We start from the raw sequence: 13,110 nt of genomic DNA, 5'->3' as shown, positions 1-13,110 counted from the left end.
ATTGAAGAGCGCAATACTTGTCATTAAATAGGATTTTTTCAAAAAATTGAATGAGATCTGGATAGGGTTGTCTGAAAAGATGTTCGTTTAATAATATATATTTTCTGCCATTGTCATATTGAGTTTGACCTTTTAAAATCATCAGTAAAGATTACATTTTTAGATTCCCACATTGGAATTTAATTTTTCCCATTTGATTTATAAGAATGATAATCATTCATCACAACCAAAATTTATTTTTCCTTTGCTCTAAATTTGAAATTTGACTTAATTCCACATACTACTAAAAGAATAAGTAAAACAAGCTGTAGCCCTATTAATATGTATAGCGTATTATTCCATTCATTATTGGCATTTTCCAATAATTTTGGACTTGATGCTGTGAGGACAGTACTTGCAAATATACGTTGAATAGTATCTGAAAATGGTCCAAGAAATGTGAGAATCAATATCATGGCCATATCTGAAATTAAAAAAATCACATTTGCAAACCTACTCTTAAAATTCAAATGAAACATTCTAATCAAATAAACCATAAAAAAAACTACAGTAGTCAGCAATATTATCAGGTGAATGGTTGCAACTACAAAATGGGATTCGTGCACCATTTTATCGACAGTAGCGCCAGATCGAAACCCTTCTCTTCCAAAAACAATGAGGTTTAATACCAGACCAAAGATAGCTGTCCCCAAAAACCAAAGTCCTTCCTTCTTTTTCATAATGAATCTCATTTCGATTTTTCAGAAAAAAACACATAAAGGCTTCAACAACAGTCTTTCTGGGAAAGCGTAGAAAAATTTACTACTTCTTTAAGATAGTGAAATTACTTGATTATCTTACTTATTTTAACGTCTAAATGTAGAAGAAACTATACTCTTGCTTTAATATTATTTTCTACCAATAAATCTAATTACTGAACCTTTTCCATTATGATATAGTCCCTCATTTAATTCAACCTCCTCTTCATCCAGTTTTATAATTTCATAGTCTTTAAAATCCGATTTTAATTCTTGGACAGAAAAAAGAGACTCAAGATCACTGGGGCCACCCACTTTATCATTTTTCTTCCGGTATTCAATGTGTTTTTTACCAAATGCTTCGAAAATAACCACTCCTCCTTTTTTCAAATATTTATCTAACAACTTATGGTAGCTAGATTTAATCTCAGGTGGAAAATGAGCATAAATAAGGGCAATAACATCAAATTGCTTTAATTGAAAATCCAATTCGGGCAATAATCCGACCCTATAATCGATCGTTACATCATTGGCATTGGCAAGCTCAATAGCCTTCTTTTTCCCTTCCTCACTAATATCGAAAGCATAAACTTCCCAACCGAGTTTTGCCGCATAAACTGCATTCCGACCTTCTCCTTCTGCAGCGAAAAGTATGGTTCCCACCTCTAATTGATCGATTTGTTGTTTAAGAAAACTATTGGGTTCTATTCCATAGGCATATTCCTTTTCACCATACCTTTTATTCCAGCGCTGTATCCAAGAATCTGTCATCGTTTTAGGGTTAAATTAGTTTAAAAATCACCTCCATATCATTACAATGTCTTCCCTTAGAACAACCACACCACCCCTAATTGTTCACCAAATAAATTACAATGATAAGCGGTAATCTTAAAAAAATACGTCATAACGTATTAGCCATAATAGCTTCCAAGATCAAATGATATGTAATCAAAGATAATCTACCCTAGATTTCGATAAAAATAAATATTCACCTGCTACAACATAAATAAAGGCAAGAAAACTCATTTTCTCGCCTCTCAATATTCCAATTAAAAATCAAACAGTGGAATAACAGTTCTCAATATCCATGAATTAAAATTATTTCAAAGGCTAGAACAAAGCCAAAAAATAAGCTAGCTCTCTCAAAAACTTTAGTTTTTATCGGTAAGACTTTGCACAGCCTTCATCAATATGGGAGGAGTCAACTCTTTAATCAGTGGCATAAGTTTGATTTTTCTCCTTTTTTTAAATGCGATTTCATCCTCTTCATTTCCACCTCTAGCTTTAAATAATGTACTGTGTTTTTCCAGACCTTTATTGACCTCATGGTCTGGTCTACCATTTGAATAATAGTATAATGCTAGTGATTTCCTACTTCTATCTTCAGGACAGTTCAGGGCATCAGGGTGACCGTGATAAGAAAAGTCAGTTGTGCTAAATATTGCTAAGGTATTAAATGTTGGTAAGATTTTCTTTTCGCATCTTGTCATGGACTTATTCCATAATTCAAAATACCCACCATACTCATCCTTCCAGTCTTTGTTCAGATACACTAAAACGTTAACCCTTCTGTCAAGATTAAGTTTCTGGTGTTTATTAAAGTCGGCATGAACTTTTAGTAAACCTCCCTTCTTTATTTCATGCTGTCCTCCCCCGATAAAATAAGGATCGCCAATAAGTGGTTCCTTAATTCCGGTTAAAATCTGAAGAAATTCTAAGAATGGTTCTGAATTCAAAAAGTGCATGAATCTTTTTGTTTCATCTCCAAAAAAACGTTCTCCTTTACCCGCCAATTTTATCTCTTTGGCATTTGCATATTTTTCAGATTCCTTTATCGAAGAAAGATCGGGGAACTCCTCTAAAATTGCATCTAAATACTTAGCGTTGAAGAAATTATCAAAAGAAATGCTAGGAAAAGGGGCAGCCTTTTTATACATTTCTGCATTTTGTTTAGCTACTTTAAGTAAATTTTGATTTTTTTCATTTAAATAGTGTATACCCATGATATTAATTATAAATAATTAGAAAATATCGTGGTCAATCTGGTTATACACAAGTAATAATAATCAAAATTATATAATACACAAACACTTATTAATAATATATTACCTATTTATCTTCAAGTAAACTCATATAATATATTACAACCTATCATTACAAAGACAAAAAACTCAAGTAACAAAAAGAAAATATCTATTCACTAATAATTTATTTTCCTTCTCAATGCCATCAAGCCCATTATCGGACCTATAGCCAAAACAGCATAAATGCCATTTGAATTCGTCCAGCCCAGCATTCCACTAACCAGTTGAATACTAATAATACTAATCGTAAAACCTAGACAATTGACAATGGTTAGGGCAGTTCCCTTAATTTCAGGTGTCGCATTTTGTGCTACCAATGTGGATAAAAGAGGGGAATCCGCGACTACGACTATTCCCCAAAAAACAAGGAATCCAATAAATAAATATTCATATTGAGTAGAAAGTATCCATGGCGAAATAAGACAACAGCCACAGGACAAAAATAAAGCTAGAAAGGCGGTTCGTTGGTTGCCAATTTTTTGAGCCAGATAACCGCTGAGAATACAAGCCAGACCCCCTATGGCGATAATAATGAAGGACAAAATGGGGACGTTCAACAAGGATTGAGGGTGTTCCGACATATATTTTCTAATTATAATGGGTACAAAGGCCCAAAAAACATACAACTCCCACATATGCCCAAAATACCCATATGCAAAAGACCTAAATTTTCGATTCTTAAACACCATAAAAAAAGCCAACACATCAGTAGTTTGGCTAGATTTTCTAAAAGGACCATTGGGCACTAAAATGACCATTAATAATCCGCCTATTACTGCCATTACAGAAGTAGCCACGACCACATATCTCCATGGATAAGCTTGGGTTATTTCTTTCAGTAAATGAGGAAATGCCGTTCCTACCACCAACGCACCTACCAAAAAACCCAATGCTTTTCCCAAGCCCTTTTCATAATAATCGGCCGCTATTTTCATACCTACTGGGTAGATTCCTGCGAGGAAAAAACCGGTAAAAAAACGAAGGATTAACAAACTGAGTAGTGTATTTCCTTCAACTATAATACCTAGATTGAAACAGGCTCCCAATAGGGCGCTAAACAAAAAAACTCGTGAAGGATAATATCGATCGGCAATAGATAATATAGCAAAAACCAAGGTCCCAACAATGAATCCCAACTGCACTGCCGAAGTTAAATGCCCTAAGGCATTTGATTGGAGACTGAACTCAATCGCAAGGTCATTGATCACACCATTACCAGCGAACCACAATGAAGTACAAAAGAACTGCGAAATGACAATTATAGGAAGTATATATCTGGGCAAATTCTATAAAGGTTTTTTTATAATAAAATGTTTTCAAAATCAAATATTCAAAAAATAATACTAAATAAACTCATCAATGATGATTATGATTGTAATGCCGATACATGAAGTTGCTCTTGGGCAAATCGATGGACTAAATATGACCGATCGAAGTGCAAAGCACCGAAGGTCGTAAATCGACCTTCGGAGAGGGAACCGGAGCCACTGTGCTCCGGATGGATGACTGAACGAAATACGAAGTATCCAATCGACTAAATGTCGATTGGGTGAAGGAACCGAAACCTCCGTGTTTCGGGTGGATGACTGAACGAAATACGAAGTATCCAATCGACTAAATGTCGATTGGGTGAAGGAACCGAAACCTCCGTGTTTCGGGTGGGTAAGCCACTGCGCTGCGACGAGAATGCATTTAAATTGACAAGTTTAAAATTTCATTTTACAATAAGATATAATAGCATTAAAGGAACTGACGCCAGTGGCTTCGGGAGGGTTCGCCACTGGCGTCGGCGTGATTGCAACGTAATTCGTCCTCCAATAATCTATGGTTTTGAACTGAATCACTGATGTATTCACATGGATTTGTCATGATTTTTGCAATTAGATATTGTGAAAACCATAGTAATATTATCTGTAGATTAAAAATAATTAATTTCAACTTGGCAAAAATCCCGCCAAATCAACATTGTTTATACTGTATGGAATCTCGTCATGCCGCAGTGGGCATGACTTCACTCGCCAGAGCCCGATTTACGGGCTTTCCCTGCCCACCCACGACACAGTGGTCATGGCTCCTTCATCAGTTGAACATTTAGTTCATCTGGTTGCTCTTTGAGCAACTTTATTCAGTCGTGCACTTTGCTCGTTCACCCACGGCTAGGATATATCATCCCTTCAGGATGACTGAACGAAATGCGAAGCATCAAAGGTCGTAAATTGACCTTTGGCGAAGATAACCGAACAAAATGCGCAGCATCATTGATCCTTAATGGATCAATGGTGAGGGAACCAAAACCTCCGTGTTTCGGGTGGATGACTGAACGAAATACGAAGTATCCAATCGACTAAATGTCGATTGGGTGAAGGAACCGAAACCTCCGTGTTTCGGGTGGGTAAGCCACTGCGCTGCGACGAGAATGCATTTAAATTGACAGGTTTAAAATTTCATTTTACAATAAAATATAATAGCATTAAAGGAACTGACGCCAGTGGCTTCGGGTGGGTAGGCCTCCCGGTCGATGCGTGATTGCAATGTAAATCGTCAGGATTATAGCCACTGGCTAGGCTTGGGATTAATATAATCTAGGATAGGAGACGCAAAATCTTGCGCCTCTACAAAAAGGCGTGACTACCCCGTGTTTCGTTAGATATTTTACCGCCGTGCCAAGCAGTGATTGCTCCGGAATATGACTGAATATAACCAACAATTACAAATGCATTTGATACGTATAGATCTCTAACCTCGATCACCGTTGATAAGTCTCTACGGTACTGCTACCGTCGGGATTTTCAAATTCATAGATATATTTTCCTTCATCATCCCAGGAATAATGAATGTGATAGTCTTCATTATTCAAACGATAGGTTAAAGAATAAGAAGATCCACTATGTGAAACAAAATCAGTGATGACTGCACCTTGGAGAGGGGTTTTGGCAGGTCTCAATTCTCTGGTCATTGCTTGAGGTATGACTTGATTCTCTGGTGCCGTCGAACGAGGATCTAATGCCACCTCTCCCCGCATTCCAGCTATAAAATAGGGATACTCTTGTATAGTATGATACTGATAGGAACTATCGGCATTAAACCGTCCAAGATATTGATCTAATTCCTCTGTTGTCTGACCATATACTGGAAATCCATCCACTGCATAAGCTATCGGATTACCTTCGCCAACTATGGATTGTAAGTGAGTAGGGGGTAAGTGATAATGATAATCATCTGCCCTTCCACAATGCCCTCCCCATTGGTCTAATTCTCCAATAGCATTGGCATCTTCTCCTCTATTGTTTAAGGGATTAAATATGGGAATCCCATTTACGGCAATGGCAATAGCACCTTTCAACAAATTAGTTTGGGTAGACAGAGGATTTTCAGCCAAAACGGGCTGAATAGGAATAGCCCAACTATTATTACCCGTATAATTTTGATCTATAGGAACTTGCTGTTGCCAATTCTCAATACCAACCATCATATTATGATTGGGCAAACCATTGGAAGATATATAAAACCAATCATCATCTGATTCTGTATGAAGTCCTTCAAATTTTTCAAACAAAGAGGCTAGAAAATTAACATCATTCGCTGGCAAGCTTTTTAAAAAAGAATTGGTATCCTTCATGACTTCTTCACTATTACAAGCTAATATGAGAACCATTCCAAGAAATCCATAGGCCAAGTGAAATTTTCTTTTCTTATATATATAAGTCATAAAAGCTAAGACAATCAGGATTCCACCTAAAAAATTAAACAGGATGACAGGATTGATTTGGACAAATACTGGAGTTTTCGTCGAAGAATTAATAGCTGACAATTGCAAGCTCCTAGCTTTAATCCACTCTACATCCTCTTGGGAAAATGAAGACACCTCATATGCTTTTAACTCGTGATTGGAATTCGACAAATACACCTTGTTGTTTTCATATTTTATAAAATCTCCCACCATGGCTTCATCATTTATTATCCACACCTTAGATGAATGACTGTGACCGCCTACATGAGCATGAAGTTGAATTTCAATAAAAAAAGAAATAGCAATTAGAATGAACATTCTGATTTTCATAACTTTAATTTAATTTTTTGAATGATTTTTTCTAATCTACCCTATATCTTACAATGACCTCATTGTCTAGAATAACATTACTAGACCATATAAATTCAGCATCATCTTGGCTATCGTCAAATACATCAGTAAAATTGGTGTAAGAGGGCTTATTATTTACACCGATAGTGGAGTTAGTATAGGTGGTAGCCATGGGCCAAGCAGAATCATCAAAATCTTCATTCATCCAATTCGCAGGAATATCCCAATGCAAACCATAAAACTTAGAACCATCGCTTACATCTGCAGTGCTGCAATTCGCAGTAATTCTGAGATTTCCCTCTTCCGAAGGACAAGACAAATCCTGAATTGGGGAGGTGTAGAAGGTTTGTGCTTTCCATTCACTGCCTGTTGTGGCCACCGTATTTCCACTATTATCTTTAAACACCGCCACCAATCCTCCATCCCCAGGATGGTAACTACTTCCCCCACTTACCTCTGAACCTAAGCCCAAATTTTCTTCCCAATCCACTAAAAGGAAGGCAATCGAAAAAGGTTTGGTCACCTTAAATTGTACAATGTGAGAATTAAAATCGGTAAAAGGGATGGCATCTTTACCCACCTTAACTCCGTTGACATAAAGCTCAAAATAGTTGTCTGCAAAAATATAACCCGTAACAACCTCGCCATCTGCATCGATTTCTACAATGTTATTTTCATCAAATGCCGACAGTGCTGATGAAGCTGATGTATATCGATCTCCATAGGGATTGTATAAATCTGGAGCAAAAGGAAAAGAATTATCTGTATAATTTACGTCAGCTGGAACCCTCCATTCCTTATTATCCGTGGATGTGATAACACCCAATTCGGCAATCCGCTGACCATTCTCAAATAAATTACTCGTGGTTTTACTTCCCAATCCTTGGGTAACTGATGCCGTGCCAGTATAGGGACTAGCATTGGCTATTGAATCATCCCCATCACTACCATTGGACACATATCCAGTTGGTTGATCACAGGCTGTTATACTTACATCCGGATTTCCCAAACCATCACCATCGACATCTTCGTAATAGGTGATTTCTTCACATTCCGAATTTTCATCTCTTTCACAGGATGAAAATGAAGCAGATAACACAATACACAATAAGGAAAATGACATTGAAACAAATAGGAACTTTATCATAGCATACTGTTTATTCTCTCAAGAGAAATAAATTAATACTATTTAGATTCCATTTAGTTTACAATCCTTCGCTTCAAATAGATTTATTTTAAATTTTACGAAATACCGACATCTTATGGAAATCGATTAACAATAACCTCCATTTGACGACAATCATCAATTCACTAGGAAAACCGAATTAGGATTCAGAAACTGCCCTCATTATTTAAAAACTATATTGAATTGAAGCTTTCATAAAGAAAGGCGTTCCCGGCGTAATATGTATTTCTGATACCGAGCTCGGTTCATCAAACAACCTCGAATCAGTTGCAAATTGCGTTTCATTCCATTCGACATTGAATAGATTTTGGATCTGAACTCCAAAATCAAAACTTTTCCACTTATATCCGGTGTTCAAATCGACAACAGTATAACCGAAGGCAGTGATAGAATTATCTTCCATAGCTGGTCGATCTTTTAAATACCGCAAATTGGCGCTACCGTAAAACCCAGATTTATGATTGAAATTGATACCTGTAACCAAGGTCAGATCAGGGGCTAGGGGGATGTAATTCTGACCTTCTTCTTCATCTATGGCTCTCGCATGAGTATAATTGACATCTAAGTTCCAATATAATGAAGACACTGGTTGGTATCGATAGCTAAGATCAATGCCTTGCCGTCTAGTCTTACCACTAGGTTCAACAATACCGGCATCGCCTACATACACAAACTCTTGCTCCAAAAACAAATACCAATAAGCCATATTCAACAACATTTTTGGCGTTATTTTCCACATATATCCCAAATCTAATCCATAAGCTGCAGGTAAAATATTAACTCCATCTTGAGCCACCACTACGCGAGTATCATTAGAATGAAAACCCTTTCCCGATTTCAGGTAGAATTGCAAATTATTGGATTGATTATATAAAATATTAAATTTCGGACTGACTATGGCTTTTGTATTGGCCTGCGTGGTATAACTGGTTTGCAGTTTATCGTGGTACATAAAATTAAAATGGTCAATTCGAAGTACTGGATTAAAAGACCATTTATCAATGTCAAATTTACCCCCAACATATGCGCCTACATTGGTTTCATTGATGTCCCCTAATTGAATCTGATTAAGAGTTTCTTTTCGATTTAGGGTATGTGACAATTCATTATTACTACTGACATCATTTCGCAGACTTATCCCCGCATGTAATACACCATCTATAAGGCCATTGGTAAATGATTTACTATACTCACTGTTGAAGCCAAATATTTTTCGATTTTCTACCTGTTTAATTTGGTCTCCATTTACAGGATCTTCCAAGAAAAAAGTGAAATTGGAATACAATTCAAAGTCGTATTGAGTATAGTATACCGAGTTCCTAATAGAAGAAGTCTTATCGATTATTTTATCGTAATTTAAAAGGATATTGGTTCTCCCCGTATTTCCACCTTCGGTATCATCGATGGCACCAAATCGTCCAATCAATCCACTTTCAATTGCCCTGCTGGGGATTTGACCAGAGGCATCCCAAGAACTGCTAAAATGTGATGCTGTAATTCCCAACCGATCACTATCACTAATTTGATTGGAGTATTTTCCAAATAAATTAATTCTATTAAAATTTTGACTGCTGTCGAAGGGGCCGTCGGTTGCAATATACTCAGAAGCAAAATAGGCATTTTGATGGTCATCGTTGATCAAGTTAAACATACCCAGCAAGCGTTGAGTGTTAAACTGACCTGCTTCCATTTTTATCGAACTCAGATCTAAGTCATTTTTAGTTTGAAAATCGACAAACCCTGCAGTCGCAAAATTTCCACGATCTTCGTAATAAGGACCTTTACCAAAATCAATTTTCTCAATGGTTTCCGGAATCACAAAATGCAAATCTGCATACCCTTGCCCATGTGCATGAGAGACCATATTTACGGGCAGACCATCTACGGTGATATTAATATCGGTTCCATGGTCAATATCAAACCCTCTTAAAAATATTTGCTCTGCTTTACCACCTCCAGCATGTTGTCCGATGATGAGGCCGGGAACCTTTCTTAAAATATCTTGTGAAGAATTTACCGGATTGATTTCTATATCAATATCAGAAATGAGGTGAAGGGCATTTACTTTATTGGAGATAACCACTTCATTTAGTGATATAGATTCACTAGACATTCTAATTTCCAATTGATTTTTAAATGATTCAACAACATGATTTTCCGACTCAAATCCGATATGACTGAACTGTAAAGTATCCCCTACATTCGTTCCACTCAATTGAAAAAATCCTTCATCATTCGTGTGGGTGTGTTGATTGTTCGAACGATTTAAAATATGAACCCCTATAATTGGACTTCCATAATCTTCAATCACTTTCCCTTTTATCATTTGACTATACAGGGCCGGGTTAATCCCAGTAAAAATTAAAACTAGTAACAAAAATCTCATATAATATCTGTATTTCAAAGTGAAAATCCACTTCTTGATTCAGAGCCCAAAACTATGAAATATTACGTACTGTTTATGCAACATTATTTCATTTGTGATTTTTATAACTTATGTTTATTAGCCACCTAATAATAGGAAACGAATTTTATAATGAATCGTCAATCTATCCTGTATTTTACAAAAACAATTCTCCTTACAATTGCAGTTAATAATACAAAATTCTATAATTTGAATGCCAATGGTTGGTTATTCATTATATTCTCAACAGACTGATTACCTATTTGACATAGGCTCCTTGTAAGCAATTAATAAAATTGTTATTCCCTGCTGCATCAACGTGATAATGATATCCTCTCACTTCGTCATAATGTCCCCGACAATCATCTAAATCCTCGGCTTCATTCCCTTCAGCATCTAAATGCGAATAGATCCCAAGACCATCCATGGCATATCCAATCAATGCAGCATGACCATCACTTTGTTCAATTGAAAAACTCACACCAGTGGCCGCATGATAGTGGTAGCCTTGGTGGACATTTATATGTCCTCCAGCGTTGTCAAAAGGAGCAAGAGTGTAAGCACTAAGAATATTGTCTACTGGTGCTGGCGCAGAAAATTCTATTCCATTCAAAGCCAAGCCTCGAGTAGAAGGGACGGCATTCATTTGACCTCCACGATCTTCTGGCCTACCTGGACCATCTGGTCTATTTCGACCGCCTTCGCCCTTTGGTGGCCGTTGACCTTCTGGTCCTCTAGGTCCTTTGCCTCCGTCTGGTCCACCTGGTCCTCCAGGTCCTGGTCCCCTAGAAAAATAGGAAGCATCAGTTTGCAATACTGGGGATACGGGAATGAGGAAAGTCTGGGAAACATTATGGATAAAAGAAGGCAAACATTCTACGCAAAAATTTTCATAGGCTTCACCTACGTTTGGATTCGCTGCATTGATACAATCTTCTTCTGTTTTAGTAATATATACATCGCCATTGGCATCGTACATCTGCCATGTTTCGTCATTGTAAAAGGTCGCTAAGTTTTTTATAAAATCACCATCCACATCATATACTTTCCCTTCTTCTAACCATATTCCTCCAGCACTGGCATCATCGGAGATGTTGTCCGGACACCAAGGCCCCATTTGATGATCTACCGGAATACTTTTGGTAATAATCTCATAGCAATCCGTTTCACTACCATCGGAAAGTGTACATGGCACTTTCTTTATTACAGTATTGGGATTAGCAGTGGTAAAGTACGTAGCATTAACATCTACTACTGTACCTGTTTCAGCTTTAGAACTATTCGAACTACCTCCTCGATGGCAGGAATTAAATAATCCAAGTCCAAAAACAATGAAAAATAGGTAGAAATAAGATGATCTCATTGAACAAAATTTTACGTTTATATTCCTTTAGACCAACTTATGCTAAAAATCCTGCGATACCACTGGCTTTTTTTTGATTAAATAGGGAAGTGAGAAAAACCATCCCTAGCTAAATACTACAAAATACCATCACATATCCATATAATTATTTTGAAAACATATTTTTTTCAACAGTCTACAAACAAAAAAAACCATATCTTCTCAACCCCATCTTACAGTGTAAGCGCGGAAAAGAAAATATGGTTTTTGAAGTTCCTATGCTATAGGATGATAAACATTAACTGTAGCGATTAATGTACCATCGTATACGCACGATCCACTTCTGCAAATGCACTGGTTGCCATTGCTGCATTTTCAACTCTTTCGTAGTTGATTGCATAATGAACATACTTACCATCTTTTTCGTTGACTACAATACCCGCATCTCTTAATATACGCAGGTGTTGAGAGGTGATCGACTGTTCAATGTCAAGAGCCCGATAAATTCGGTTGACATTGGTACTTCCCATACTGTCGATAAATTCTAAAATTCTAAGACGTAAAGGATGTGCGAGTGCATGCGCAATCGCCCACGCCTTACCAACCCGCTCAGGGTTTAGCGTAACCTTAGTAGTTTTCATGACCTTTTTGTTTTCGTTGTTTTGAATAAATAAACCTTAGTGTAACAAATATTACACTTTTTTATATATATTCCAAACAATAAGGAAAAAAAAATGCTGCATTAGGTGATACAGCATTTTAATGTTTAGGTTCTAGTCGGTCATAAATTCACAGAGTCCTCACGGTCTCAATATAATTATCAACCATATTTAATGATTGTTAATATAAAGTAGGGAGTTAAAGTATTCCCTATTCAGCCAATTCTTCTACGAGTCGGTTGATTTGTTTTAGTCTCTCTTTGTCTAGAGAGTAGTAAATATATTTACCTTGTCTTTCTGTGCTCACTACTCCAGCTCTTCTAAGAATGGCTAGGTGTTGTGATGCAACACTTTGTTCTAATCGCAACTTGATATAAATATCAGTTACAGTCATTTCACTGTTTTCTTCTAAAAGATTGATGATTCTTTGACGCAACTTGTGGTTAACCGCTCGCAGTACCAATACAGCTTTACGCAACTCAGCATAGTTGAGAAGAATATCTTTCTTTCCCATCTTCAGTGTAAATGTCTCTTTCTTATGCTTTCTCATTTTATATTGTTTTAGGCTTATCAAATGACATTTAATCTTAATACCAAAACTGTACCAAAAAAGAATG

At 36.7% G+C, this 13,110-nt stretch carries 10 protein-coding genes; all 10 read right to left on the bottom strand.

Features of this window, described 5'->3' with window-relative positions:
• Window positions 1-233: 233 nt before the first annotated feature.
• The 10 genes from LVD51_RS01075 to LVD51_RS01030 all read right to left on the bottom strand — a co-directional run bounded on the left by LVD51_RS01075 (window position 234) and on the right by LVD51_RS01030 (window position 13,043).
• Complete coding sequence (locus LVD51_RS01075; RefSeq protein ID WP_236969319.1) at window positions 234-719, bottom strand: hypothetical protein; 486 nt, start codon at window positions 717-719, stop codon at window positions 234-236.
• A 168-nt stretch (window positions 720-887) separates the two neighbouring features.
• Window positions 888-1,508 (bottom strand): class I SAM-dependent methyltransferase, encoded by a 621-nt coding sequence (locus LVD51_RS01070; RefSeq protein ID WP_236969318.1) that lies wholly within the window; start codon window positions 1,506-1,508, stop codon window positions 888-890.
• 380 nt (window positions 1,509-1,888) lie between these two features.
• On the bottom strand, window positions 1,889-2,740 hold the full coding sequence (locus LVD51_RS01065; RefSeq protein ID WP_236969317.1) for a 2OG-Fe(II) oxygenase: 852 nt from the start codon (window positions 2,738-2,740) through the stop codon (window positions 1,889-1,891).
• 197 nt (window positions 2,741-2,937) lie between these two features.
• Window positions 2,938-4,104: an MFS transporter gene (locus LVD51_RS01060; RefSeq protein WP_236969316.1), complete on the bottom strand. Its 1,167-nt coding sequence runs from the start codon at window positions 4,102-4,104 to the stop codon at window positions 2,938-2,940.
• A 1,463-nt stretch (window positions 4,105-5,567) separates the two neighbouring features.
• Window positions 5,568-6,881, bottom strand: a complete 1,314-nt coding sequence (locus tag LVD51_RS01055; RefSeq protein ID WP_236969315.1) for a YHYH protein — start codon at window positions 6,879-6,881, stop codon at window positions 5,568-5,570.
• A 31-nt stretch (window positions 6,882-6,912) separates the two neighbouring features.
• Complete coding sequence (locus LVD51_RS01050) at window positions 6,913-8,049, bottom strand: hypothetical protein (RefSeq protein ID WP_236969314.1); 1,137 nt, start codon at window positions 8,047-8,049, stop codon at window positions 6,913-6,915.
• A gap of 205 nt (window positions 8,050-8,254) precedes the next feature.
• Complete coding sequence (locus LVD51_RS01045) at window positions 8,255-10,474, bottom strand: TonB-dependent receptor (protein ID WP_236969313.1); 2,220 nt, start codon at window positions 10,472-10,474, stop codon at window positions 8,255-8,257.
• Between the two features lie 277 nt (window positions 10,475-10,751).
• Window positions 10,752-11,855 carry a YHYH protein gene (locus LVD51_RS01040; protein ID WP_236969312.1) on the bottom strand — a complete coding sequence of 368 codons (1,104 nt, stop codon included), beginning with the start codon at window positions 11,853-11,855 and terminating at the stop codon, window positions 10,752-10,754.
• A gap of 290 nt (window positions 11,856-12,145) precedes the next feature.
• The gene (locus tag LVD51_RS01035) at window positions 12,146-12,475 is read right to left on the bottom strand and encodes an ArsR/SmtB family transcription factor (protein ID WP_236969311.1); all 330 of its coding nucleotides are present in this window, start codon (window positions 12,473-12,475) and stop codon (window positions 12,146-12,148) included.
• Between the two features lie 229 nt (window positions 12,476-12,704).
• Window positions 12,705-13,043: an ArsR/SmtB family transcription factor gene (locus LVD51_RS01030; RefSeq protein WP_236969310.1), complete on the bottom strand. Its 339-nt coding sequence runs from the start codon at window positions 13,041-13,043 to the stop codon at window positions 12,705-12,707.
• Window positions 13,044-13,110 lie beyond the last annotated feature (67 nt).

Source organism: Membranihabitans marinus (genome assembly GCF_021729155.1).
Lineage (GTDB): Bacteria > Bacteroidota > Bacteroidia > Chitinophagales > Saprospiraceae > Membranihabitans > Membranihabitans marinus.
Note: the sequence above shows the minus strand (reverse complement) of the source record. Positions and strands in the feature narration are given on the sequence as shown.

What these genes read in the sequence shown, in the direction of transcription:
- LVD51_RS01075 (WP_236969319.1), bottom strand. Translation starts at nt 719, where the DNA reads ATGAAAAAGAAGGAAGGACTTTGGTTTTTGGGGACAGCTATCTTTGGT.
- LVD51_RS01070 (WP_236969318.1), bottom strand. Translation starts at nt 1,508, where the DNA reads ATGACAGATTCTTGGATACAGCGCTGGAATAAAAGGTATGGTGAAAAG.
- LVD51_RS01065 (WP_236969317.1), bottom strand. Translation starts at nt 2,740, where the DNA reads ATGGGTATACACTATTTAAATGAAAAAAATCAAAATTTACTTAAAGTA.
- LVD51_RS01055 (WP_236969315.1), bottom strand. Translation starts at nt 6,881, where the DNA reads ATGAAAATCAGAATGTTCATTCTAATTGCTATTTCTTTTTTTATTGAA.
- LVD51_RS01050 (WP_236969314.1), bottom strand. Translation starts at nt 8,049, where the DNA reads ATGATAAAGTTCCTATTTGTTTCAATGTCATTTTCCTTATTGTGTATT.
- LVD51_RS01045 (WP_236969313.1), bottom strand. Translation starts at nt 10,474, where the DNA reads ATGAGATTTTTGTTACTAGTTTTAATTTTTACTGGGATTAACCCGGCC.
- LVD51_RS01040 (WP_236969312.1), bottom strand. Translation starts at nt 11,855, where the DNA reads ATGAGATCATCTTATTTCTACCTATTTTTCATTGTTTTTGGACTTGGA.
- LVD51_RS01035 (WP_236969311.1), bottom strand. Translation starts at nt 12,475, where the DNA reads ATGAAAACTACTAAGGTTACGCTAAACCCTGAGCGGGTTGGTAAGGCG.
- LVD51_RS01030 (WP_236969310.1), bottom strand. Translation starts at nt 13,043, where the DNA reads ATGAGAAAGCATAAGAAAGAGACATTTACACTGAAGATGGGAAAGAAA.